Source organism: Vibrio vulnificus CMCP6 (assembly GCF_000039765.1).
Lineage (GTDB): Bacteria > Pseudomonadota > Gammaproteobacteria > Enterobacterales > Vibrionaceae > Vibrio > Vibrio vulnificus_B.
In genome coordinates this window covers 1,359,768-1,384,788 of the sequence record NC_004459.3, presented here as the reverse complement: position 1 = coordinate 1,384,788, position 25,021 = coordinate 1,359,768, and the positions used below count along the sequence as shown (strand labels likewise).

Annotated in this window: 27 protein-coding genes; 5 read left to right on the top strand and 22 right to left on the bottom strand. The window is 46.3% G+C overall.

The window, feature by feature from the left end:
* Nucleotides 1–39: 39 nt before the first annotated feature.
* From VV1_RS06665 to dusA, 4 genes are all read right to left on the bottom strand, one after another.
* The gene (locus VV1_RS06665; protein WP_011079375.1) at nt 40–270 is read right to left on the bottom strand and encodes a hypothetical protein; all 231 of its coding nucleotides are present in this window, start codon (nt 268–270) and stop codon (nt 40–42) included.
* 148 nt (nt 271–418) lie between these two features.
* A complete protein-coding gene (locus VV1_RS06660) occupies nt 419–1,081 on the bottom strand; it encodes a TIGR04219 family outer membrane beta-barrel protein (RefSeq protein WP_011079374.1) in 663 nt (220 codons plus the stop codon).
* Nucleotides 1,082–1,178: 97 nt separating this feature from the next.
* Nucleotides 1,179–1,397 carry an envelope stress response protein PspG gene (gene pspG, locus VV1_RS06655; RefSeq protein WP_011151268.1) on the bottom strand — a complete coding sequence of 73 codons (219 nt, stop codon included), beginning with the start codon at nt 1,395–1,397 and terminating at the stop codon, nt 1,179–1,181.
* 158 nt (nt 1,398–1,555) lie between these two features.
* Nucleotides 1,556–2,536, bottom strand: a complete 981-nt coding sequence (gene dusA, locus VV1_RS06650; RefSeq protein ID WP_011079372.1) for a tRNA dihydrouridine(20/20a) synthase DusA — start codon at nt 2,534–2,536, stop codon at nt 1,556–1,558.
* A 293-nt stretch (nt 2,537–2,829) separates the two neighbouring features.
* Between dusA and zur the strand changes: the two genes are divergently transcribed.
* Both zur and VV1_RS06640 read left to right on the top strand, forming a co-directional pair.
* A complete protein-coding gene (gene zur, locus VV1_RS06645; RefSeq protein ID WP_011151269.1) occupies nt 2,830–3,279 on the top strand; it encodes a zinc uptake transcriptional repressor Zur in 450 nt (149 codons plus the stop codon).
* 25 nt (nt 3,280–3,304) lie between these two features.
* The gene (locus VV1_RS06640) at nt 3,305–3,766 is read left to right on the top strand and encodes a chemotaxis protein CheX (protein ID WP_011079371.1); all 462 of its coding nucleotides are present in this window, start codon (nt 3,305–3,307) and stop codon (nt 3,764–3,766) included.
* Nucleotides 3,767–3,866: 100 nt separating this feature from the next.
* Here VV1_RS06640 and pgi read toward each other — a convergent pair whose 3' ends face one another.
* Nucleotides 3,867–5,519 (bottom strand): glucose-6-phosphate isomerase, encoded by a 1,653-nt coding sequence (gene pgi, locus VV1_RS06635; protein ID WP_011079370.1) that lies wholly within the window; start codon nt 5,517–5,519, stop codon nt 3,867–3,869.
* A 320-nt stretch (nt 5,520–5,839) separates the two neighbouring features.
* Between pgi and VV1_RS06630 the strand changes: the two genes are divergently transcribed.
* On the top strand, nt 5,840–6,259 hold the full coding sequence (locus VV1_RS06630) for a secondary thiamine-phosphate synthase enzyme YjbQ (RefSeq protein WP_011079369.1): 420 nt from the start codon (nt 5,840–5,842) through the stop codon (nt 6,257–6,259).
* 53 nt (nt 6,260–6,312) lie between these two features.
* Here VV1_RS06630 and VV1_RS06625 read toward each other — a convergent pair whose 3' ends face one another.
* From VV1_RS06625 to VV1_RS06615, 3 genes are read right to left on the bottom strand one after another with little or no spacing between them, the layout of a single operon-like run.
* Complete coding sequence (locus tag VV1_RS06625; RefSeq protein ID WP_011079368.1) at nt 6,313–7,524, bottom strand: BamA/TamA family outer membrane protein; 1,212 nt, start codon at nt 7,522–7,524, stop codon at nt 6,313–6,315.
* Between the two features lie 7 nt (nt 7,525–7,531).
* Nucleotides 7,532–8,650 carry an alanine racemase gene (gene alr, locus VV1_RS06620; RefSeq protein ID WP_011151272.1) on the bottom strand — a complete coding sequence of 373 codons (1,119 nt, stop codon included), beginning with the start codon at nt 8,648–8,650 and terminating at the stop codon, nt 7,532–7,534.
* On the bottom strand, nt 8,622–10,016 hold the full coding sequence (locus tag VV1_RS06615) for a replicative DNA helicase (protein ID WP_043920935.1): 1,395 nt from the start codon (nt 10,014–10,016) through the stop codon (nt 8,622–8,624). The genes alr and VV1_RS06615 overlap by 29 nt, the downstream gene beginning before the upstream one ends.
* A gap of 173 nt (nt 10,017–10,189) precedes the next feature.
* Here VV1_RS06615 and VV1_RS06610 point away from each other — a divergent pair, with 173 nt between their 5' ends.
* Entirely contained in the window at nt 10,190–10,951 is a 762-nt protein-coding gene (locus VV1_RS06610) for a DUF481 domain-containing protein (protein ID WP_013571038.1), read from the top strand.
* Nucleotides 10,952–11,035: 84 nt separating this feature from the next.
* Here VV1_RS06610 and rplI read toward each other — a convergent pair whose 3' ends face one another.
* The 14 genes from rplI to pilM all read right to left on the bottom strand — a co-directional run bounded on the left by rplI (nt 11,036) and on the right by pilM (nt 22,350).
* Nucleotides 11,036–11,485 carry a 50S ribosomal protein L9 gene (gene rplI, locus VV1_RS06605; protein ID WP_011079364.1) on the bottom strand — a complete coding sequence of 150 codons (450 nt, stop codon included), beginning with the start codon at nt 11,483–11,485 and terminating at the stop codon, nt 11,036–11,038.
* A 33-nt stretch (nt 11,486–11,518) separates the two neighbouring features.
* Complete coding sequence (gene rpsR, locus VV1_RS06600) at nt 11,519–11,746, bottom strand: 30S ribosomal protein S18 (protein WP_000090472.1); 228 nt, start codon at nt 11,744–11,746, stop codon at nt 11,519–11,521.
* A 16-nt stretch (nt 11,747–11,762) separates the two neighbouring features.
* On the bottom strand, nt 11,763–12,065 hold the full coding sequence (priB, locus tag VV1_RS06595) for a primosomal replication protein N (protein ID WP_011079363.1): 303 nt from the start codon (nt 12,063–12,065) through the stop codon (nt 11,763–11,765).
* Between the two features lie 8 nt (nt 12,066–12,073).
* Nucleotides 12,074–12,445: a 30S ribosomal protein S6 gene (gene rpsF / locus VV1_RS06590; protein WP_011079362.1), complete on the bottom strand. Its 372-nt coding sequence runs from the start codon at nt 12,443–12,445 to the stop codon at nt 12,074–12,076.
* A gap of 346 nt (nt 12,446–12,791) precedes the next feature.
* On the bottom strand, nt 12,792–13,460 hold the full coding sequence (rpe, locus tag VV1_RS06585; RefSeq protein ID WP_011079361.1) for a ribulose-phosphate 3-epimerase: 669 nt from the start codon (nt 13,458–13,460) through the stop codon (nt 12,792–12,794).
* Between the two features lie 121 nt (nt 13,461–13,581).
* Nucleotides 13,582–14,409: a Dam family site-specific DNA-(adenine-N6)-methyltransferase gene (locus tag VV1_RS06580; RefSeq protein ID WP_011079360.1), complete on the bottom strand. Its 828-nt coding sequence runs from the start codon at nt 14,407–14,409 to the stop codon at nt 13,582–13,584.
* 79 nt (nt 14,410–14,488) lie between these two features.
* The gene (locus VV1_RS06575; protein ID WP_011079359.1) at nt 14,489–15,985 is read right to left on the bottom strand and encodes an AAA family ATPase; all 1,497 of its coding nucleotides are present in this window, start codon (nt 15,983–15,985) and stop codon (nt 14,489–14,491) included.
* Nucleotides 15,986–16,035: 50 nt separating this feature from the next.
* Complete coding sequence (gene aroB, locus VV1_RS06570; protein ID WP_011079358.1) at nt 16,036–17,127, bottom strand: 3-dehydroquinate synthase; 1,092 nt, start codon at nt 17,125–17,127, stop codon at nt 16,036–16,038.
* A gap of 32 nt (nt 17,128–17,159) precedes the next feature.
* On the bottom strand, nt 17,160–17,678 hold the full coding sequence (aroK, locus tag VV1_RS06565) for a shikimate kinase AroK (RefSeq protein ID WP_011079357.1): 519 nt from the start codon (nt 17,676–17,678) through the stop codon (nt 17,160–17,162).
* A gap of 201 nt (nt 17,679–17,879) precedes the next feature.
* Nucleotides 17,880–19,664 (bottom strand): type IV pilus secretin PilQ, encoded by a 1,785-nt coding sequence (locus VV1_RS06560; RefSeq protein ID WP_011079356.1) that lies wholly within the window; start codon nt 19,662–19,664, stop codon nt 17,880–17,882.
* Nucleotides 19,665–19,677: 13 nt separating this feature from the next.
* Nucleotides 19,678–20,190: a pilus assembly protein PilP gene (locus VV1_RS06555; protein WP_011079355.1), complete on the bottom strand. Its 513-nt coding sequence runs from the start codon at nt 20,188–20,190 to the stop codon at nt 19,678–19,680.
* Nucleotides 20,180–20,770 (bottom strand): type IV pilus inner membrane component PilO, encoded by a 591-nt coding sequence (locus tag VV1_RS06550; protein WP_011079354.1) that lies wholly within the window; start codon nt 20,768–20,770, stop codon nt 20,180–20,182. Before VV1_RS06550 ends, VV1_RS06555 begins: the two co-directional genes overlap by 11 nt.
* Nucleotides 20,763–21,353, bottom strand: coding sequence for a PilN domain-containing protein (locus VV1_RS06545; protein ID WP_011079353.1), 591 nt, complete (start codon nt 21,351–21,353; stop codon nt 20,763–20,765). Before VV1_RS06545 ends, VV1_RS06550 begins: the two co-directional genes overlap by 8 nt.
* On the bottom strand, nt 21,343–22,350 hold the full coding sequence (pilM, locus tag VV1_RS06540; RefSeq protein ID WP_011079352.1) for a type IV pilus assembly protein PilM: 1,008 nt from the start codon (nt 22,348–22,350) through the stop codon (nt 21,343–21,345). The genes VV1_RS06545 and pilM overlap by 11 nt, the downstream gene beginning before the upstream one ends.
* 139 nt (nt 22,351–22,489) lie before the next feature.
* On the opposite strand from pilM, the gene VV1_RS06535 reads away from it, so the two are divergent.
* Nucleotides 22,490–25,003, top strand: coding sequence for a penicillin-binding protein 1A (locus VV1_RS06535; protein WP_011079351.1), 2,514 nt, complete (start codon nt 22,490–22,492; stop codon nt 25,001–25,003).
* Nucleotides 25,004–25,021: the final 18 nt, after the last annotated feature.

Here is a 25,021-nt window from a genome sequence, read left to right as displayed (position 1 = left end):
TGTTTTATAACTTTTTGGAAGTAAGCAAAGCCTGAGAGATCAGCGGGTTTCCACTCTGACTTGTTGAAAGCCGACCGCCATTGCGGATTTGGACGCTTCATCAAGATCTTGATACTGGCACTCTTCGCCATGGCTGTCTGTCAGCAAAACAAAGCCACCTCTCGCATGGCGGAACTCCACCACCCATGCCCCCTCTTGTATGGAAGGTTCAATGATCGCCTCAACCAACTGCTTCTCTCGATATAAGTTTCTTAACTCGGTAATGGTCATACACTGTCCCTGTCTGACTTTTGATGATGACATCAATAAGCATGGACGAATTTGCCACCAATGCGAATTATTTGCCGTATTTTATAGATAAGAGATATAAAAAAAGGCCGCTTATAACATAGCGGCCTTTCTAAATTCTCATTAGTGATTAAAAGCGGTATTGCGCTCCTAAAAACCAGCCATGGGCGAAGATAAATGATTTACCTAAAGAGGAAGCGAAAGCATCGGCTTCCAAGTCAATCACGCGGTAACCCGCACGTAAAGCCACTTCCGAACCCTCAAAAGGCAATCGATACTGCATACCTGCCATCAAATCTGTACTCTTGATGCCTTTGTTGTTACCAAAGTTCATCTCACCAATCACATCAAAATTGGTTTTTGGTACGTTAATTTCACCGTAGCCATACCAAGCCCAAATCATCTCATCAAACGAAGACTCGCCTTCGGCTAAGTCCGCAACATTGAGATACTTGGTGTTGCTCAAATCGCTAAAGGTAATACCCGCATCAAAGTGCATCAAATCGTGCTCAAGCAGATTAAAGTAAAGCGTCAGATCCAACTTATCGAATGCCATGTAATCGGCATCAATCGAAGAGTAACGCACACGCATGTCTGGCAAATATTTCACTTCATGCTCAATAGATGCGTAATAACTCCCAGTAGCAGCACGATCACGGTCAACTTCGTTGACTTTCGTTTTCACATTCCAAAATTCGGCGCCTACCGTCGTTTCTACACTGGCTTGGCAGGTCGCAGAAAACAGGCCTAATGGCGCCAATAGTGCACAAATGGTGGCGATTTTATTACGCATGAGAGTAATACTCCGATTTTACTGAGTTAACCTTGGATGAGCTGAGCGGGGATCCTATCACAATCTCAGCTCACACACTCAACAAAATCCGCTCCAATTACGATTTGTATCTGGGCTGCGCGACCACATGCTTAAAAAACCAGATAGCCACGGCGATAACAATTAACCAAGGCAATAACTTCAAAACAAACCCGAGCATGCCGAGCAAAATCATCACCACCAGCGCAATACCTGTAGCAGCAAACACTGTCATCATTGTAATCCCCGTCACCAACAAGGTTGCTGCGAAAACCAAAATAAAAATCAGCTCTAACATCATCTATCTCCTTTGTTTTCTTGTAAGGAGCAGAATCTGTACCAACTTTTCAAATTCAAATAACCATTTAAAAAATAAAGAAAAAGCCCTTAAACACAAAAGCTAAGGGCTTCAAGATAAAGCGTAACTTGGTGATTTTTACCACCTAATGGTGAAATTTACACATCCAATTCTTGCGGTATTTTGGCTAAAGCCTGCTGCAACACTTCAATACCAGAGCCTGGTTTGTGGGCATTCTCACTGATATGGCGACGCCATTGACGTGCACCTGGCATATTTTGGAATAGCCCTAGCATGTGACGAGTCATATGGCCAAGGTAAGCACCGTTGGCAAGCTGCTGCTCGATGTAAGGATACATTTCTTCCACGATCTGACGTCGCTTCTTAATCGGCGATTGGCTGCCAAACAACTCTTGGTCCACTGACGCGAGTAAGTAAGGACTTTGATATGCTTCGCGACCGATCATCACGCCATCTAGATGTTGTAGGTGTTCTTTCGCTTCTTCTAAGGATTTCACGCCACCGTTAATTGCAATCGTCAAATGAGAGAAGTCTTTCTTCAGTTGGTAAGCTCGTGGGTAATCCAGTGGTGGAATCTCACGGTTTTCTTTCGGGCTTAGGCCACTCAGCCATGCTTTACGCGCATGGATAGTAAACTGTTCGCAGCCACCTTTTTCAGAAACAATGGAGACAAAGTCAGTGAGAAACTCGTAAGAGTCTTGATCATCGATACCAATACGGGTTTTCACCGTCACCGGAATATCCACGACCTCTTTCATTGCAGCGACACAATCCGCAACCAATTGAGGCTCAGCCATAAGACAAGCACCAAAACGTCCATTCTGGACACGATCTGACGGGCAACCGACATTCAGGTTTACTTCGTCATAGCCTCGCTCTGCTGCTAACTTGGCACAAGTGGCAAGATCTTGAGGGTTTGAACCACCCAACTGCAACGCGACAGGATGCTCTTCTTGGTTATAAGCAAGGAAGTCCCCTTTCCCATGAATAATTGCTCCAGTCGTAATCATTTCGGTATAGAGCAAGGTTTCTTTCGTCATCAAGCGATGAAAGTAACGACAATGGCGATCGGTCCAATCGAGCATAGGAGCGACAGAAAGACGACAAGAGTGAGTCATAAGTATTTACCTTAACAACAAAGGAGCCGAAGCAATCCGCATAAGTAACGGCGCAAAGTGCTCATATTTTGCACGGTTAATTATTCGGGTTGGCTTCATATCAAAATTTTGGTCCGATATTGTAATGGTTCATGTCGGGATGCGCTACACTCGCTTTACCTGAGTCAGGTTTCGTTTTATTGTTGGGCGAACACTGACCGTTTGTGACAAAGATAAAAGCTTATTTGGATTTTTATCGGTTTCTCAACGATCTTCGTATAGAAATAGTTTATTATTAAGAAAGTCCAATCATTATGGTGAAAGCTTTGGACCAGACACTAGTTGAGCAAATAGAAGGCATATGTTCGGCACGAGGAGTCCGACTGACTCCGCAACGTAAGCGAGTTTTTGAACTGATTTGTTCAAACTCAAGAGCCTCCAGCGCTTATGAATTACTGGAGCAGCTCAAGGAGAGCGAACCTCAAGCCAAACCTCCTACCGTCTATCGCGCTTTGGAATTTTTAATGGAGCAGGGCTTTATTCATCGGGTTGAATCGACCAACAGTTTTATCTCCTGCTGCTCTTGCAACGCAAACCAACATTTTTTCCAATTACTTATTTGTGATAAATGTGGGGATGTCGTTGAACTTCAGGATGATACACTGATATCCTTGTTGGCCAATAATGCTGAGAAATACGGCTTTAAATTGACCAATCAAGTGATCGAAACTCACGGTACCTGTAAAACTTGTCTCTCAGAGTGAAAGAATAAAGATATAGAAGAACGTTATGCGCGCTGAATTTGTAAACCCGTTTTTAGCATCTCTAATGAATGTTCTAAAAACGATGGCTTCACTGGAATTGAAGCCTCAGAAACCACGAATCAAAAAAGATGAGATTGCCCGTGGTGATGTTTCTGGCCTTATTGGTATGGTCGGGGCGCAAACACGCGGCTCGATGTCAATTACCTTTGATGAAGGGCTTGCGCTCGAAATCATGCAGAACATGCTGGGTGAGCGACCAAATGGATTGAATGAAGAAGTAACCGATATGGTGGGTGAAATCACCAATATGGTTACTGGTGGAGCAAAACGTATTCTCGCTGAAAGTGGCTTCGATTTTGATATGGCGACACCTGTTGTGGTCTCAGGCAAAGGTCACACGATTCGCCACAAGTGCGAAGGCTCGATCATCATCATGCCATTTTCCTCTCAATGGGGTAACGCGTTCATCGAAATCTGTTTCGAATAATCAATAAATGAAAGGTTGGCTTTGGCCAACCTTTTTTGTTTCGCTATTACGAACATAAAAAAGGTCAGCAAATGCTGACCTTTGTTTTTCTATTCGCACATTACGCTTTGAAAGCTTTAAATGCGTTAATGAGACCATTGGTCGAGCTGTCGTGTGAGCTGATTTCAGAACCATCAGCTAGCTCAGGTAGGATTTGGTTTGCTAGTTGTTTACCTAGCTCCACACCCCATTGGTCAAAGCTGAAGATGTTCCAAATAACGCCTTGAACAAAAATTTTGTGCTCGTACATGGCGATCAGGTTACCCAGTGTGCGAGGGGTGATTTGCTTAACCAAGATAGAGTTGGTTGGACGGTTACCTTCAAATACCTTGAATGGGGCGATCGCCGCCACTTCTTCTGCATTTTTACCGGCTTTAACCAATTCCGCTTTGACGGTTTCTTCATTTTTACCAAATGCCAACGCTTCTGTTTGTGCAAAGAAGTTTGACATCAGTTTCTGGTGGTGGTCACCTGCTGGGTTGTGGCTCACAGCCGGTGCAATGAAGTCACAAGGGATCAGCTTGGTGCCTTGGTGGATCAGTTGGTAGAACGCGTGCTGACCATTAGTACCAGGCTCACCCCAGATAATTGGACCAGTTTGGTAAGTCACTGGGTTACCATTGCGGTCAACGTATTTGCCGTTCGACTCCATGTTACCTTGCTGGAAGTACGCCGCAAAGCGGTGCATGTACTGGTCGTAAGGTAGAATAGCTTCTGACTCAGCGCCATGGAAGTTGTTGTACCAAATACCAATCAGGGCAAGAATAACAGGAATGTTGCTTTCTAACTCTGTAGAGACGAAATGGTTGTCCATCTCGTGAGCACCCTCTAGAAGCTCAATGAAGTTGTCATAACCGACAGCAAGTGCAATAGAAAGACCGATGGCTGACCATAGAGAGTAACGACCACCAACCCAGTCCCAGAACTCAAACATGTTATCTGTGTCGATACCGAACTCAGATACCGCTGGAGCATTAGTAGAAAGTGCCGCAAAGTGCTTAGCAACGTGTGCTTGATCGCCAGCCGTAGCTAGGAACCAATCACGCGCAGTGTGAGCGTTTGTCATGGTTTCTTGAGTCGTGAACGTCTTAGACGCGATCAAGAAGAGTGTTGTCTCAGGATCGACTTTCTTCAGTGTTTCAACGATGTGAGTACCATCAACGTTAGAAACAAAGTGTAAGTTTAGGTGGTTTTTGTATGGTGCAAGCGCTTCCGTCACCATGTAAGGGCCGAGGTCTGAACCGCCAATGCCGATGTTGACGATATCTGTGATCGCTTTACCTGTATAACCTTTCCATTCACCGCCAATAACGCGGTCAGTGAACGATTTCATTTTCTCAAGTACTGCGTTTACCGCTGGCATCACGTCTTCACCATCAACCAGGACTGGCTGGTTTGAGCGATTACGTAGCGCCGTATGGAGCACCGCGCGACCTTCCGTTTGGTTGATCGCTTCACCACTAAACATTGCTTTAATAGCAGCACTTAGTTCCGTTTCTTTCGCTAGTGCGAATAGGTGTTTTAACGTTTCTTCGTTGATAAGGTTCTTTGAGTAATCGACAAGAATATCACTGCCAAAACGTGCTGAGAACTTATCAAAACGCGCTGCGTCTTGAGCGAAAAGATCTTTCAGATCCATATCTTGTGCAGATTCAAAATGCGCTGTCAGCGCGTTCCAAGCTTGTGTTTGCGTTGGATTAATAGTTTTCAACATGGTATTTATCCCGATGTTACAGTAGGTTCTATTCCATACAGTCTAGCGAAAACTGGTGGAATCCCCGATTTAGCAAAAAATAATGGTGATTGTCGACTGCACTCTCGTGCAAGACAACCTTAAGTTTGTAATTTTTTTTCAGAGTGCAATTATGACGCACTCGTGCTGCGCGCTCTTTGAGTTAAGTCACGTAAACCGTTTCTGTTTTGAGCAAGCCACTTAGCATAATGGCTCACTATAGTGTGTTGTCTCTCTAATACGCTGCAACCAAAGATAGCGTTGAATTATCCATTTGCCAAATAGATTATAAGGAATGAGATATGTGGTATCAGAAGTGTTTAACCCTACCCGTCCGAAAGCGTGGCTTTCATCTGATCACTGATGAAATTGAACAACAATTACCAGAACTATCAAAATTATCCGTTGGTTTGTTACATCTTTTTATCCAACATACCTCAGCCAGTTTGACCATCAATGAGAACGCAGACCCCACCGTTCGACATGATATGGAGCAACACTTTAATCGCTTTGTTCCTGAAAGGGCCCCTTACTATCAGCATGATTATGAAGGCGATGATGATATGCCCGCCCACATAAAAGCCTCAACATTAGGATGCCATCTCACTATTCCAATCTCTCAGGGGCGTTTAGCGTTAGGTACTTGGCAAGGGATCTACTTAGGCGAACATCGAGATCATGGTGGACAACGTCGTATAATGGCCACGCTCTATGGGGAATAAAAAACAAGCCGAGCAAATAGCTCGGCTTGAGTGATGATAAGGTGTGGCAAACGTTAAAACGGCTGATTGACCATGACACGAAAAAGGCTCTCTTCACTTCCCCATGCCATTTCGGCTCGCACCACAATGCCTTCCACTTGAAAACGCACGGCACCACCTGCGCTCCACTGCATATCGCTGTGCAGTTCAGAGAAACTGCTTTCGTCGCTCACTCGTCCCATATCGACAAAAGCGACCCATTGCCACCAAGGGATATCGTAGATATTCAGCACTGGAATATCATCCAAAGGTTGCCATTTGGGTAAAACACGGTACTCAGCGCTGTAGTTGATGGCCGATTTGCCATGAAAACGCCCAGAGGAAAAACTTCTCAATCGGTATAAACCACCTAGACTTACCTGATCAAACTCTGGCGGTCTTTGACATGTTTGAGTATTACAATTATTCCAAGTAGGCGTATCGGCAATATAGAAGTTAAACGCAAACACTTGTTGGTCGAGAAGATCATCGACACCACCGAGATTCCAAAAGCCACTACTGGAATACTCATACTTCAACCAATCGCTGTCATTGCCCCAGTTTTCATCTGCGTAGGTGATGTCCAGTCGAGTGCGAAAGCCTTGAGTAGGGTTGCGAACATCATTTCGGTTATCCCAATCCAACTTCAAACTGAGCCCGCTAGAGTCGCTATCTTGGCCAGCAATCGCGTTAATCTCTCGAGAGGTATGAAACGGCTGAAACTCAATGGTGGTGATGCCACTGCGATCTGGCGAGAAGCCTTTAATTTGCCGAGTGGGTTCTAATGCCGCACGCGCTCCACGAAACGCCGCATGCCCCCAAGGCACAATATAGCGGAAGGAGAAACGCGTGATTGATTCTTTACCTGTCGCTATCGTTCGATCGGCCGCTGTTGAATCATTACTGGCGTTAGCTCCAAGGTAATAGTCGTAATCAACAAACTTCCCCTGATAGCTTTCCGCACCGAGCAACCAGAAATCACCCACTTGGTAATTTGTTGCCGAAAGATAAGTGACATAGCTTCCTTTGTCAGAATAAAGCGCGGTACCTAACACAGAAGCATTAGCTTGCCCTACGTGCTTTGCAAGTCCAGCGACACCCAGAGTATTACCCATGCTATCACTGACAAAATAGTAAGGAACCACGGCCGTTTCTGGAGACCAACTTGGCCAACCATCAGCCCAAGTTGGCAGAGCGCACAAGCCAGTTGCCGCAACCACCAAGCGAAAAACAGGTTTTGATTTCATTATTGATTTATTCGCTATAAGACATTTCAACGCGTGAAGTAAGTTTAGTCACTAACTCATAAGCGATGGTGCCGATATGCTGCGCCACGTCTTCCGCTGGTAAATCTGCGCCCCAAAGAATCGCCTCATCACCGACATGATCGGTTGCGTCGGGGCCGAGATCCACGGTGAGCATATCCATAGAGACTCGACCGGCAATCGGCACCTTACGGCCATTGACCAACACGGGAGTTCCGTTGGGTGCGGTTCGTGGGTAGCCATCACCATAACCAATAGCAATTACCCCTACTTTGGTATCGCGTTCGCTGATCCAAGTTGCGCCATATCCCACTGACTCGCCCGCTTTGACATCTCGAACCGCAATTAAATGAGACTTTAAGGTCATCACTGGTTTGTAGCCTAACTCGGAGGCGGTCTTGTCACCAAATGGAGAAACACCATACATAATGATACCCGGTCGCACCCACTCCAATTGACTTTCTTGCCAAGCCAGTAATCCTGCGGAAGCTGCGAGTGAGCGCTCACCTTTGCAACCTCGAGTCAGCGATAAAAATAGCTCGATTTGTTTCGGCGTCATCTCGTTATTCATCTCATCAGCACAACCAAAGTGGCTCATATAGCGCAAAGGCTTGGCCACATTCGGACACTGATGCAAACGCTCAACAAACGCTTGATATTGCTCAGGACGAACCCCTAAACGATGCATACCGCTGTCGATTTTCAGCCAAACCACTACAGGCGTTTCCAGCTCAGCATTTTCCAAATCGCGCAGTTGCTCTTCACAGTGCACCACCGTTTGAATGTTATTGGTCACCAAGACAGGCAAATCACCCGACGAGTAAAATCCTTCTAAAAGCAAGATGGGTTTAACAACACCACACGCTCGCAGTTGTAGCGCTTCTTCAATTCGCGCAACCCCAAAGGCATCAGCACCAACCGCATGCTTAGCGACGTGACGCAAACCATGACCATAACCATTTGCCTTAACCACCGCCATCAACTTACTGTGCGGGGCTTGCTGTTTGATCAACTGCAAATTGTGTTGCAAAGCCACAAGGTCAATACAAGCCGTGGCGGCTTTCATGTAATTCATCGTGTTACTCATCATCAAACGCCGGGCCTGCATAATTGTCAAAGCGAGACCAGTGTCCTTGGAATGTCAGCCGCACCGAACCGATAGGACCGTTACGCTGCTTACCAATAATGATCTCCGCCGTACCTTTCAGCGCGCTGTCAGGGTTATATACTTCGTCTCGATAGATGAACATGATTAAGTCGGCGTCCTGCTCGATAGAGCCAGATTCACGCAGATCCGAGTTCACAGGACGTTTGTCTGCCCGTTGCTCTAGCGAGCGGTTCAACTGCGACAGGGCCACCACGGGTACATTCAGCTCTTTCGCCAATGCTTTCAGTGAGCGAGAAATCTCCGCAATTTCCAAAGTACGGTTATCCGAGAGAGCTGGCACGCGCATCAATTGAAGGTAGTCGACCATGATCATCGATAAACCACCATGCTCACGCGCCACACGACGCGCACGTGAACGCACTTCCGTTGGCGTTAGACCAGAGCTGTCATCGATGTACATGTTCTTCTTCTCCATCAAAATACCCATGGTCGAAGAAATACGCGCCCAATCCTCATCGTCCAGCTGACCGGTACGGATCTTGGTTTGGTCAACACGAGACAAAGAGGCCAACATACGCATCATGATTTGTTCCGCGGGCATCTCCAGTGAGAAAATAAGCACAGGCTTGTCTTGATCCATCGCGGCGTTTTCACACAAGTTCATTGCAAAGGTGGTTTTACCCATCGATGGACGTGCGGCGACAATGATAAGGTCAGAGCCTTGCAAGCCTGCGGTTTTCTTATTCAGATCCGTAAAGCCAGTATCCACCCCGGTGACACCATCTTGCGGGCTCTTGTACAGTAGCTCGATACGTTCTAAGGTTTTCTCTAGAATGGAATCGACATTTTGTGGGCCTTCGTTTTCGCTGGTGCGTTCTTCCGCGATGGCGAATACTTTACTCTCAGCGAGATCGAGCAGATCTTCCGAACTACGGCCTTGAGGATCATAACCCGCGTCCGCAATTTCATTGGCCACACTGATCAGATTACGTACTAAAGCTCGCTCAGCAACGATATCAGCATAGGCATTAATGTTGGCAGCACTTGGCGTGTTCTTCGCCAAATCGGCAAGGTACGCAAAACCACCGACATCTTCCAACTGCTCACGGCGTTCTAAATGCTCGGACAGGGTAATCAGATCCAGCGGCTTGTTCTCTTCCAAAATGCTTTTAATGGCATCGAAAATCAAACGGTGGGGACGACTATAAAAATCCTTGCTGACCACACGCTCAGCAACCGTATCCCAACGTTCATTATCCAATAACAAACCACCAAGCACCGATTGCTCAGCTTCTAAGGAATGAGGAGGAACTTTTATTGCATCTACTTGGCTATCCGGAATTTTGCGTTTTCGATTATCCGCCATGACTACACTCTGTAACTTATATTTAGCGTCATTATACTCAAAATGGTTTAAGATGCGCGCCTCCGCATGCAGAGTTTGTTGCCCATCTGACAAGTTTTAACTTTAGGCTGACGCACCTATTCTCGTATGTTCGTACTATCCTGAGCCATAAGCTCACATTATAAGAGGTGTTCGTGTCCAATCGCTGGTTTCTGTCGTTAGGTCTATATGCCGTTAGCCTAACTGCTTATGCTGAAGATAATTTGGATAAGGACATCGCCCTTCCCTCTCCGTGGAAAAGTGAAGTAGAGTTTGGCTATCAAGCTCACTCAGGCAACTCGGATTCTCAAGCGCTCAACGCACGGCTCAGTGGGGAATACACGGAAGGTCGCCACCGCTCAAATGGAGAGTGGAAATTCTACAATTTATACAAAGATGGCGAAGAAGATAAGCGCACGTCAACTTACAGCCTGCAATCTGACTACAAGTTATCCCCTAAGACCTACCTTTACGGCAGCTTTAAAGGCATTGATTCACGCTACAGTGCGTACTTCAAAGACTACACAATTTCAGCGGGTTTGGGTTATCAGTTTGCCAGTACGGATACCTTTGTACTTGAGTTCGAATTCGGTCCTGGCTTTCGTTATCAAGAGCCCAATCTGGATGAAATTGATGACGATGACATTATTTTCCCTGAAATCGTCGAAGAAGGGATTTTCCGTGGCAATTTAAAAACCAGTTGGCAAGCGTTAGAGAATTTGCGTCTCTCGGCCGATATTACGGTCGTCAGTGGTCACAGCAATACGCGAACCGACAGTGATTTAAGTTTGACCAATAACATTACCGAAGACATTGCCCTTAAGATCGCCCACTCTCGCCAATACCACGACCGAGTGCCCGATGGTCTAAGCAAAGCTGACAGCGTGTTCTCTGTCAATCTGCTGTTTGCTTTCTAATCTCAATCCTCTGATACGATAAACTCAAGCAATAAAAAAAGCACCTCAGAGAGGTGCTTTAAAATTTCGTCTTGATACTGAATATTACTCAGCAACAACTTGTAGTTTAACTGTCGCGAATACTTCAGAGTGAAGTTGAACGCTGATTTCGAACTCACCAGTTGTACGTAGAGCACCTTCAGGAAGGCGAACTTCGCTCTTAACAACTTCAACGCCAGCTGCAGTGATTGCATCAGCGATGTCACGAGTACCGATAGAACCGAACAGTTTACCTTCGTCACCAGCTTTAGAAGCGATAACTACTGCTTCTAGAGCGTTTACTTTCTCAGCGCGAGCTTCTGCAGAAGCTAGTTGCTCAGCAACTTTTGCTTCAAGTTCAGCACGACGAGCTTCAAACATTTCAACGTTGCCTTTAGTTGCCATAACTGCTTTACCCTGAGGGATAAGGAAGTTACGAGCGTAACCAGACTTAACGTTTACTGTGTCACCAAGGCTACCTAGGTTACCGATTTTATCAAGTAGAATAACTTGCATTGTTTAATCCTCTTTCTTAATAAACGGTACCGATTACTGATGCTTATCAGTGTACGGTAGTAGAGCTAGGTAACGAGAACGCTTGATCGCGCGAGCTAGTTGACGCTGATACTTAGCGCTAGTACCAGTGATACGGCTAGGTACGATTTTACCAGCTTCAGTGATGTAGTTTTTAAGAGTTGCTACGTCTTTGTAATCAATCTCTTGTACGCCTTCTGCAGTGAAACGGCAGAATTTACGACGACGGAAGAAACGAGCCATGGGCTATCTCCTGATCTTAAATATGAATTATGTCATCGGCATGTAACACCAATTTACCTACGCCATTTCGGCCGGTCTGATAAGCAACAAAGCCACTTACCTTAATGTTACTGCCCAAAACTATTTGTTGAGTTATGTCTTGTGACCCTTTACCGCTGACAACCACTGGCATTCGACAGAAAACTTGTCTTGGTAAATCCGCCTCAACCACTACCGAGCGATGCTCGAGCCAAAATCGACAATGTGAGATTCCAGCAGGGCTTTGGCTTCGAATCGGATCTTTCACGACAGTGCCGCTCAGCTCCATTCGATTGGTCATAAAATCAATTACTCAGCAGCGAATTCTTTCGCTTCAGCTTCACGACGAGGAGCGCGTTCTTCTTTCTGCTTAAGCATGATTGAAGGCTCAGTGATAGCTGCTTTAGTACGCATGATCATGTTGCGTAGAACTGCATCGTTGTAACGGAAAGCAGTTTCTAGCTCATCGATTACAGCTTGGTCCGCTTCAACGTTCATTAGAACGTAGTGAGCTTTGTGAAGCTTGTTGATTGGGTAAGCCAGTTGACGACGACCCCAGTCTTCTAGACGGTGGATTTTACCGCCAGCTTCAGTGATAGAACCTGTGTAACGCTCGATCATGCCAGCAACTTGCTCGCTTTGATCAGGGTGCACCATGAATACGATTTCGTAATGACGCATTGTTTGCTCCTTACGGATTATTAGCTTCCACATTTGGCTCAGTCATCCAGAGGAAGCAAGGAACTAAGGGTTATTGACCGAGTTTAAGGACGGCAAATAGTACAGAAAGGGCTCAGTTTAAGCAAGGAGTATTTTTAAACAACCGAGAGCGAGGAAGATAGGGACCAGGGAGCTAGGGAGCTAGGGAGCTAGGGAGCTAGGGAGCTAGGGAGCTAGAAAACTAGAAAACTAGAAAACTAGAAAACTAGAAAACTAGAAAACTAGAAAACTAGAAAACTAGAAAACTAGAAAACTAGAAAACTAGAATGCGAGGAAGCTACTCATCTAGCAACCTCGCTTCTGGAATTTACGCTTTAGCCAACTCTGCACGCATTTCGTCAATCACGGCTTTATAATCTGGTTGGCCAAAAATGGCTGAACCTGCAACAAACATATCCGCACCCGCTTCGGCGATTTCACGAATGTTATCCACTTTCACACCACCATCAATCTCCAAGCGGATATCACGCCCAGTCGCATCAATCATCTTACGTACTGCACGCAGCTTATCCAAAGTGTGAGGAATGAATGACTGCCCACCAAAGCCAGGGTTCACCGACATTAATAAAATGAGATCCACTTTATCCATGATGAATTCTAGGTGCGCCAACGGCGTCGCAGGGTTAAGTACAACACCCGCTTTACAGCCGTGCTCTTTGATCAATTGCAAGGTTCGATCGACATGCTCAGACGCTTCGATATGGAAGGTGATCATCGACGCACCCGCTTTGGCAAAATCGGGAATGATGCGATCGACCGGTTTGACCATCAAATGCACATCAATCGGCGCGGTAATGCCATAATCACGTAGCGCTTTACACACCGGCGCGCCGAAAGTGAGGTTCGGAACATAGTGGTTATCCATCACATCGAAATGGACAACATCCGCCCCAGCCGCCAAGACTTTTTCAACATCTTCACCTAGACGAGCAAAATCTGCAGACAAAATGGATGGAGCAATAAGAAAATCTTTCATACCTGACCTCAGTAATCACGAGCAAAACAGCAAACCAATGTGCGCGCAATTTTACCGAAGCCAGTGTGGAGATCCACCATTTCGGTGAAATAGTGTGAATGTAGAGAATGAATCGATGGGGTTAACTGATGTCTGGCTTGTGGAAAAGCGCCATTAGTTCATCCACTTTGTTACGCCCACCGCCGTTACGGCTGATAGTGCGCTTGACCTTAACGACATTCAGCTCCGCACCATGATACAAACGGCGTGTCAGTTTGGTGTCGTGGTTTGAAATAAGTACTGGAATGCCTCTTTCGCTCGCGGTTTTTTCCGCAATATCCGCTAAGGCAGCTTGATCATCCAATGTGAAACCATTCCCTGCGTATGACGTAAAATTGGCTGTATTTGAAAGTGGCGCATACGGTGGATCGCAATACACCACACACCCTTTGCGTGCACGACGAAATGTCTCTTGATAACCTTCGCATACAAACGTCGCTTTCTGCGCTTTCTCCGCAAAAAACTCTAATTCCGCTTCAGGGAAATACGGTTGTTTGTACGAACCAAAAGGCACATTGAAACCGCCTTTTTTGTTGTAACGGCATAAGCCATTGAAACCAAAACGGTTCATGTAGAGAAACGCTAATGAGCGAAACATCACGTCATCGGTTTTGTTGAACTCACTACGGATGCTCAAGTAAGCGTCTTTACGATTGTTCTCTTGCGTAAACCAGCGTTTTGCTTCACTGATGTAGAGCTCAGGTTGCTCTTTGAGCAAATTGTATAAGTTGATCAAATCGGGATTGATATCGGCCAAAAGATAATGCTCATAATCCGTATTGAGGAATACGGAACCCGCTCCGACAAAAGGTTCTACGAGTTTACGAGCCGGCGGTAGGTGCTTTTGGATGTCCTCCACAAGGCCATATTTTCCGCCTGCCCATTTTAGAAAGGCTCGCTGCTTTTTCATCGAATGCTCTTTACTGCTCTATCTATCAACCCAATTTCAAGGGTGCGGAATGTAACATATTTTCCCACGAAACTCAGGTTTATTTCACTCGGTCTATCTCTCGGTGTACCTGACTGAGCGATTTTGCCCATGGGCCAAGCGACTGGAGAGATTTCGGCAGTTCATTCACCGCATCTCGAGCCATTTGAATAGTGGGATAATCGCGGTAGGTCACGATGTACCACTCCGTGTCGTTTCTCAGCGTCGGATAAATACGGACTTGATTCTGCAACTGGTGTTTATCTAAAAAGGCTTGAACATCTTGCAACGACGTCATCGCCGCCAGTTGCAATGTGTAACCTCTTGGTGACAACGCTTTCAACTCTTCACGAGCAAAGGAAAAACGCACAACAGCAGGCGCTTGATCCTGTTCTGGCGTTTGGTTGATTTTTTCTGGCGCATCCGCTTCGATTACAGGGGTCGTTTGCGTGTTCGCGGCCACCAAGGCATCCATCTTACTGGTATCAGCCTGCTGAGGCTTATTTTCCAACAATGCGTCCACGACATCTGACTCAATCACAACACGTTGCTGATCTTGATCGCTAATGCCAACGCTAGTGGTCATCTCTTTCACCGCTGGGGGGAGTGCGTCGGTATCATCTTGTGCACCTTGTAAAGACAATGCCTCGGCTTGCTGTCGAGCCAGCTCTGTTTTTTGCTCGGCATCTATCACCTGGGTTTCGGCAGTGGGCTCTAAAGTGGGAATCACTGTTTGTTCCAGCGTTCGTGAAATCTCTTGCGCTTTCTCATCGGCAGTTGGTTGGCTGAACATCCACCAATAGCCTGCCGCGGCGAGCAGCAATAATATCAGTACGGTGAGCACGATATTTACCGGTGATGCCACTATCGAGCGGATAATGATCCTTTTTTCCACCTTGAGATCTCCTAAAGCCATAATTGCCCCTGGAATCGGGTCTACTTTCTTAAATGCGGCACGCACTTTTTTCTCATTGGCTTCGTCGATGTAACGAACCACCAGGTTTTCAAAAAAGCGCATCGCTTCCGTTTCACTCAGCCTTTCAATGTCAAGGTCGACTGGTTTATGCTCCTGCCCGTAGCCTAAGCGCGTCAACAGTGACTCTAATTGACCTGATTCGCTAAACATCAAGACGTTGACGGTCCATTGAGGGTTAGCCTGAGCTTCCAGCACCCACATCCATAGCTCTGAGACAAGCGCCTCACTTAACAGATGAGCATCATCAATAACAATGGCAAAGTCACAAGCTTGATCAGCAAAAAGGCGCTCCGCACTTTCAATCAAAGCATCGTGCGGATTAAACAACGGCTCACTGACAAGCTGGCTAAGAATAAGCGTGCGATGCTGGCTTTCATCTTGACTAGGATGGCACAGAACTAAACATTGATTTTTTTCCTGCGCATACTGCTCAAGATAACGTTGCGCTAACCAAGACTTACCAAATCCTTTAGCACCATTAATAGTGATAAGGTTGGAGCCAAAATTAGTCAATAACTCAAGACGTTCTAAAAGCTCGGTTTGAGAATCCAGTTCAAGTACATTAGGCAAAGCACGGCTCATCAGCGATTCCTTGTGAAAATAGCCCCTGATGGAGCTATTTTAAGGTTTGATTAATTGATTGTGCGACAATCTTCAATGGCTTGACGAATGACCTCTTGAGGAACATCAGCCACGACCTCAGCGGTACCAATACTGCTTGGTAAGACTAATCTCAGTTTCCCTGATAGCACTTTCTTATCGCGCATCATATGAGTCATGAAATCGTCAAACGTCATACTTTCTGGTGTATGTACTGGCAGCTTAGCTCTGCTAAGTATAGAGAAAATCTTATCAAATTGCTGCTGATCGATCATACCCTGTAACTGTGCGGTGCGTGCCGCCATGACAGTACCCGCAGCAACGGCTTCACCGTGTAACCAGTTGCCGTAGCCGAGCTCAGCTTCGATCGCGTGTCCAAACGTATGGCCCAAGTTCAATAAAGCGCGAATGCCTGACTCTTTTTCATCTTGCGCCACCACTTCTGCTTTAATTTCGCAACAGCGTGCGATGGCGTAAGTTAATGCTTGTTCATCTAATGAATACAGCGCATCAAGATGCTCATCGAGCCAAGTGAAAAACTCAGCGTCATAAATGATGCCATATTTAATCACTTCAGCAATACCCGCAGCAAACTCTCGTTCAGGAAGAGTTTTCAAACAGTTGGTATCAATAATCACCGATTTCGGCTGATAGAATGCACCAATCATGTTTTTGCCTAGTGGATGGTTAACTGCCGTTTTTCCACCAACAGAAGAGTCCACTTGGGATAACAGCGTGGTTGGAATTTGAATAAAATCCACACCACGTTGATAACAAGCGGCAGAAAAACCGACTAAATCACCAATTACACCACCACCTAGTGCGATAACCACGACATCACGGGCAAAGCTTCCCTCGAGAAGAAAGCTCATTACTTGGTTAAAGGTATCTAAACTCTTGTATTGCTCTCCATCAGGCAGTTCAAGCAACGAGGCCTGACAACCTAAAGATTGCAATAAAGAAAGAATTTTATCCGCATAGAGAGGGGCTACCGTGACATTGGTAATCACGACCACTTTCTGCCCAGCAGTGAGAGAAGATAGGTGCGCCGAATCTTCAAACAACCCGGCGCCTATTGTGATTGGGTAGCTACGTTCAGCTAAATTGACCGTAATCCGTTCCATGGTTGCACTCCACAATAAAAGAAAGACTTAACTTAGCTTTCTTCTAGCATTTTTACGATCTGGTTGGCTACCACTTTTGCACTTTGATCGTCAGTGCGAACGGTGTAATCCGCGATCTCTTCGTAAAGAGGGTTACGCTCACCAGCCAGTGATTCTAGTACTTCACGTGGATTATCCGTTTGTAGTAACGGACGTTTTTTGTCACGGTTAGTACGAGCTAGCTGTTTCTCGATAGTCGTTTCTAGGTATACCACAATACCACGTGCAGAAAGACGATTGCGGTTTTCGCGGCTTTTCACCGAGCCACCGCCCGTTGCCAATACGATACCCTGCTCTAGTGTCAGATCGTTGATAACCGCTTCTTCACGTTTGCGGAAACCCTCTTCACCTTCAACATCAAATACCCAAGAGATGTCAGCGCCTGTGCGCTCTTCAATAACAGTATCAGAATCCAAAAACTCCATGTGGAGTTGTTGAGCTAGGTATCGACCAATTGTGCTTTTGCCAGCGCCCATTGGGCCAACAAGGAAAATATTACGTTTCTCAGCCATGTTTAGCAGTAATTTACAACGTTAATTCAATGACATCGCCACAAGAATAATTCGGATGAATCCCGATTCAATATGCGCTTGTGGCACCAATTCCTCACAGATACTCGTGATAAGACCCGAAATTATCAAGGTATGGTGCCGCTATTGCAACTTTATTTTTAATCTAATTGCTCTGTCACTCGCGATCAATCTCCACCAGCACTACTGCAAGATAACCTTAGGTGTGACAAATATCAGCAATTCACGTTTACCCACGTTTTCATAGCTACGGCGGAAAAGCGCCCCCAATAAAGGTAAATCGCCTAACAGAGGAACCTTGTCCGTGGTATTGGTAATACTGTGTTGGAAGATACCGCCTAACACTACCGTTTCACCATTATTGACCAAGACTTGTGTACCGATGCGCTGAGTATCAATCGCAACCGCTTCTCCAGTGCCTGTTTTGACAATTTCGCCGGGTCTATCTTGTGTAACGCTTAAATCCAACACGAGACGATTGTCAGGCGTGATCTGTGGGGTCACTTTCAGGCTAAGCACGGCTTTCTTAAATGAAACCGTGGTAGCTCCACTGGAGGAAGACTCTAGATAAGGGATCTCCGTACCTTGCTCGATATAAGCAGGCTTCTTATTGGTTGTGATCAAACGAGGGCTAGAAATAATTTCCGCTTTTGATTCGCGTTGCAGTGCAGAGAGTTCGAGATCCAACAACAAATCCGACCCCAATTTAGCCACTTGGAAAGCAATACTTGAGGCGTTTGCAGAGGTCGCAGCAAGATTGACATTGAGGAAATCATCAATGGAGGCCGAACCGCCTTCACTGCCACTGCCGCCGCTACCTGAGTCACCACTGCCACTACCACTACCTGCATTGTAGAGACCAATGGTTGCAAGGTTGTTTTCGATTGAACCACCGACAGTTGTGCTGCCGTTGATGGAGGTGAAACCCCAACGTACACCAAGCTCATCAAGATTGCCTTCGTTCACCGTAACAATTCGCGCTTCAATTTGTACCTGTTTGACTGGGATATCCAACGAATTGATAATTTCTCGAATCACTTCGATGTTTTCGGGTAACTCACGCAACAAAAGAGAGTTTGTCCGTTCATCAATCGCCACACTACCACGCTCTGACAGCATGCTGACCGACTCTTTGCCATTGATCATCTCAGCGATGTCTGACGCTTTGGCAAAGTTGACTTTGATGATTTCCGATTTGAGGGAGCCAAGCTCTTCCGCCAGACGCTCTTTCTCAAGCTGCTGCTTCTCTCTCAAATCCAATTCATCTTGAGGAGCGATGAGCACAACATTGCCTTCAACACGTTTATCTAAACCTTTCACTTGAAGAATGATATCGAGCACTTGCTGCCAAGGTACGCCATCCAATCTCAACGTCACATTACCAGTCACGGAATCAGACACCACGAGGTTGAAGCCATTGTAGTCTGCGATAAGCTGCAAAACATTACGCACTGGAATATCTTGGAAGTTGATAGAAATCAACTTGCCTTCTTTTTCCAACACACTTTGTTCACGGGCTTCTTGTTCCGATTTGATGCGAGAAATTGTCACCTCGAGATAGCGTCCAGACAGACGATAGTCGTGACGAAATTCACCACTAACATTCGCAACAAGACGGGTTTTGGACACTTCTCTGAACACTTCGATACTTTCAACCACGGTCGAGAAATCTTTGACATCGAGCAGATAGAGCTGCTCATCTTTGACCGAGGTATTGATCAACTCGATGCTCAATCCTTCCGCTACCGGTTTCAAATCCACCACCGTTGCAGGCGTTGCCAATTCAACGATGATAATCGCATCTTTGGCAGCGTTGGTTCTGAAATCGATGCTCTTGAGCGCATTTTCTGCTTCAGATTGTGCGTTTGCAAAGGTGGTAAAGATGCAAACAGACAACAGGCAGACGAATTGGGAAAGCATTCCCGGAAACAATTGGATTTTGTTTTTCATCATCAACTCACAAATCACTAAAATTTCTTGCCTATCTCAATGCCAGTCTGACTTTACGTTGCTGCCAGCAACCTAAACCATCAGGAAGGGTTTCATTGATCAATATGTAAGACGGCGTTACTACGGTCACTTTGCCATTGTTCTGGCCGATAAATTGCCCTGGGTGAACTTTCTCCACTTTGCCTTGTGGAGTCTGTACGAGACCGGCAATGGTATTGCCACTCCCCATCACCCCTTTCAGACGCAATTGGCTAAGTGGATAACGCTCCAACTTGCCATTTTTAGCCCGTGAAGGTGGCTGCCAGCAGTCTTTCTTAACGACAGGTTGAGAGGCAATCACGGCTTCCTTAGGTAATTCAAAAGGACGGCGATTTTCTCGAGCTAAGTAATCAATCGGGATGTACTCGCGCTCTGGCTGTAACTTGGCCATTTCTTGACGTGCTTCCGATTCAACTTGGCGGATAAAACCTTCCATCGGTTCGGTATTCGCTCGACAACCCGATAGCAAGACCAGCACAGCGACGAGCGATAAACTACTTCTCATGGACAGCCTCCGACTTGAACTGATAGGTGTTCGCTTTTACTCGGAAGTGCAAGGTGCTGCTTTCCATACTCACTCGATGCCAAGTCACATCGGTAAAACTGATAATGCGAGGCAAGCGGGCAATCGCTTCAGAAAATTCACCGATATCGTGATAATCCCCGGTTAACTCAATATTCAAAGGCAGTTGGTAAAGGAAATCCTTGGTTTGCTTTTCCCCCCAATCGATACGTGTAAACGTGAGCTTACTTTGAATGCCGAGTTCATTGACCGACGCCAACATTGTCGCCAACTCCTTCTGCACGGGCAGTTGCTTAAGTAAGAATTCATAGCGCTGAGTCAGTTCATCAAGTTGCGATTGAAGTTGCGGCAAGGCAGCCACTTTGGTCGCCTTAATTCGAGCCGAGATTTTCAGCGTTTGCTCTTCTGTGACCATCCTTTGCAACACTTCCGTTTCCGGCTTGAGATAGAACCAATAACCAAAACCTTGAATGATCAACATCAGCAACACGACAACCGCCGCCTGCGGTAAAATCGGCCAATCTGTGATTTCATCAATATCGAGATCTTGCCAACTAGCCATGATTCCCCTCCTTGGCCAACGTATTGGCAGAATCGGCATGTTCATCAAACACAAAAGAGACGGTAAACGTCTGGAAGCTCTTACCAAAACGCTTCTTGTCATGAACAATCGAATGCATTTCCACTTCTTTTAGAAAGGTGGAACGTTCCAAATTATCCAACATGGTGGCGAGTCGAGCGGTACTATCGCTTATGCCAGCCAACTCAACGTCGTTGGTGTTCATTTTGATCTTGTCGACATACACCCCCTCAGGGATCAGTTCCGTCATCAAGTTCATAAATGCGGTGGTTTTGTTGCGTTCCGCTTGAAGCGACTCGACAACCTTGAGTCGAGCGAGGATCTGGCTATGCTCTTCCTTGGCAATGTTCATCGCTTGGATACGCTGATCCAACTGTGCGATATAGTGGGTAAGATAATCGAGACGCTCTTGCTGCAAACGTTGTTGGTATGAAAAGTACTGGCCAATGCCCCACTGAATACCGACCGCGATCAGGGCACCTAATGCGACCAGACTGACAAAACGACGTTTATGCTCCTCACGCTTGTGTTCACGCCAAGGTAACAGGTTGATCTTATGCTGCATGGCTATCCTCCAGCCACTGAATGCCACCAATCGCTAATCCCGCTGCCACCGAAAAATGGTGCCAATCAACAATACGGCGCTTTCTTTTCGCCGTTTTTTGCTCAAACAGAGCCAGAGGATTAAGGACTTCGCACTCCAAACTCAGCTTTCTCTGCAACGTTTCACTCAACAACGGAGTAATCGCGCCTTCACCGCAGATCCAGAGGCCATTCACTTTGCTTTGGCTATCCATAGATTGGAACAGCTGCAATTGCCGACGAACTCGCTCTGTCAGTTCTTTATTAAAGATGTCGGTTTTCTCATGAGCATCAGGAGAAGTCAGATCGTCGCCTATCGACGCATTGAGGTGAGACACCCCATAGGCAAATTCTTTAACTAAAGGCGGTTCGTTGCGACGCGACATCACCAAAGAGGAGGTGTCATAACCCACATCCAACAAGCAATAGCTAGCTTTATCTGGATGGCGCTCTGCCGCTAACGTTAAGATGTTGCACAGGCTATGCGCATGCACATCTACCAGCACGGGTTTCAGTCCCACTTCTTCTGCGACACGCACACGGCTTTCCACCACCTCTTTTTTGGTGGCGTAAACTTGATAGCTATGATTCGTTTTGCTGGTTTCTTCGACCAATTGGACATAATCAATCGATAATTCATCGACAGGAAATGGCGACTGATGTGCAAACGCCTGAAGGATAGCGAATTCTCGCTCTCGACCATCCAACTCCGCATCGATCGATAACATCTTACTAATCACTGAACTATCAGGCACCGCCAGTGCCACCTGATAACGGAAAAGAGGCAGTTCCTTCTTCAGTTCTTTCAGGCTATTGACAATTTCTTGATGATTCAGAGTGTGGTTATCTGAGAAAATACCGTCTTTAATGATTATTTCTTTGTACCCTAACAGGGCGTAGTGCTCTCCATAAGGTTTCAGAATGACAGCCTTGAGGCTACGATGACCAATATCAATTCCGGTAACGAACGGCTTACCCATCTCAAAACAGCTCCCATTTTCTTTAGCTCAGAGGTTGTTATTAACCGTCAAATAAGAGTTAATAGCAGCAGAGCTAACTTTTTAGCCTAGAGTACAAGGGTTTGCCGTCATACAGCCTCAACTAAACAGGGATTCTCCGGTGAAGTTCATAAAGCGTTTACTTATATTTGCATTAATTTGCATAATTCTTGGAGTCACAACAATTTTTGGCTTTTATCAGTACGTTAAGCCAGAACTGCCAGATGTGGCGACACTCAAAAATGTTGAGTTACAAACTCCGATGCAGGTGTTTAGCCAAGATGGGAAATTAATTGCGCAATTTGGTGAAAAGCGTCGCATTCCAGTGACCTACGACCAAATTCCTCAATCGCTGATCCACGCGCTGATCGCGACTGAAGATAGCCGTTTCTATGATCATTACGGTATCGACCCGATTGGTATTACCCGAGCGGCGTTAGTTGTCGCGATGTCAGGTTCCGCTAAACAGGGCGCAAGTACCATTACTCAGCAATTGGCACGTAACTTCTTCCTCTCGAATGAAAAGAAGTTAATGCGTAAAGTGAAAGAAATTTTTATCGCCATCCATATTGAGCAACTGCTGAGCAAGCAGGAGATCATGGAGCTTTACGTTAATAAAATTTTCCTTGGTTATCGCTCATACGGTTTTGGGGCGGCAGCTCGAGTCTATTTTGGCAAAGATTTGCAAGATCTCTCCTTAAGCGAGATTGCGACTTTGGCGGGTATGCCAAAAGCACCATCGACACTGAACCCTATCTATTCGCTAGAACGCGCAACCAATCGTCGTAACGTCGTCCTAATGCGCATGTTGGATGAAAAATACATCACCCAAGAAGAGTATGACGCAGCACGAGCGGAAACATTGATTTCTCAATTCCACGGCGCGGAGATCGAGGTCAGTGCTCCTTATGTGGCTGAGCTCGCGCGTGCATGGATGGTACAGGAGTACGGCGAAGAGAAAGCGTATACGTCCGGTATGAATGTCTACATGACCATCGACTCTAAGCTCCAAGCCGCAGCCAACAAAGCCGCGATTGACAACTTATTAGCCTACGATGAGCGTCACGGCTACCGTGGTGAAGAAAGTGTGCTGTGGAAAGCAGGCGAAGCCGCTTGGGATGAAGCGAAGATGGACGATCATCTGAGCAACCAACCGACTTACGGCGAATTGATTCCAGCGATTGTGACCAAGGTTGAAAGCAAAAACGCAACCATTTGGGTTAAACGTGAACAAAGCCAAACCATCGCATGGTCAGGCATGAACTGGGCGCGCAAGTTCATCACTGATGAACGTCAAGGCAGTGCACCAAACTCAGCCAAAGACATCTTAGCGCCGGGCGAGCAAATTTGGGTTCGCAAAGTAGTGACTACCGATGACAAAGGCGAAAGCCAGGAAAGCTGGCACTTAAGTCAAGTGCCTAACGCCAATACCGCCTTTATCGCCATGAACCCTGATAATGGCGCGGTACTTTCCCTCGTGGGTGGCTTTAACTTTGTTCACAACAAGTTTAACCGTGCCACCATGTCGGTTCGCCAAGTAGGTTCGAGTATCAAACCCTTTATTTACTCGGCGGCGATTGATAACGGCATGACTCTGGCCACGCTGATCAACGATGCACCAATCAACAAATGGGATGAGAGCCAAGGTACAGCATGGCGTCCTAAGAACTCTCCTCCGACTTACATTGGCCCAACCCGTTTACGTATTGGCTTAGCAACGTCGAAAAACGTCATGGCGGTTCGTACTCTGCGTGAAGTCGGGCTGGATGAAACGCGTGAATACCTCACTCGCTTTGGTTTTGAGCTCGACCAACTGCCACGTTCAGAAACCATTGCCTTGGGTGCAGGTAGCTTAACCCCAATGAAGATGGCACAGGGATTCTCGGTTTTTGCCAATGGGGGCTACTATGTAGAGCCTTATTACATCAGCCATATTGAAGATCCTTATGGCAATGTCGTGTTTGAGTCACAGCCACAAACCATCTGTCAGCAAGATTGCCCAGTGGCCACGCAAACCATTGTAGAGAATGAGAATGGTGAAAGCACCGAGAGCACTCAGCCATTTGCCAAGCAAGTGATCAGCGAACAGAATGCTTTTATCATGCGCGAAATGATGTACAGCAACATCTGGGGGGGTGGTAACTGGCGTGAAGGTACAGGTTGGAATGGCACAGGCTGGCGTGCACAAACGTTGGGTCGACGCGATATCGGCGGTAAAACCGGTACAACCAACGATTCCAAAGACGCTTGGTATAACGGTTATGGCCCGGGTGTGGTCGCGATTTCTTGGGTAGGTTTTGATGACCATAGTCGCACGCTCGGAAAAACCACCACTAACGCCAACTTAGATGGTAAACAAACCTCTGGGGCCGAATCTGGAGCGAAAACTGCATTGCCAGCGTGGATTGATTTTATGAAACTGGCTTTAGAAGGCGTGCCTGAACATGAAAAAGTGTTACCCGCGAATATAGTGCGTGTGCGCATCGATCGTGAAACCGGGCTATTAACCAACAAGACCGATGACAGCGCTATGTTTGAGTACTTCATTAAAGGGACAGAGCCGACTGAGTATGTTTCTAGCGTCGAGGAAGAAAGCATCTATTCCTCTTCCAGTGATGAAGAAGCGCTGTTCTAAGTTAGCCAGTCAAACACA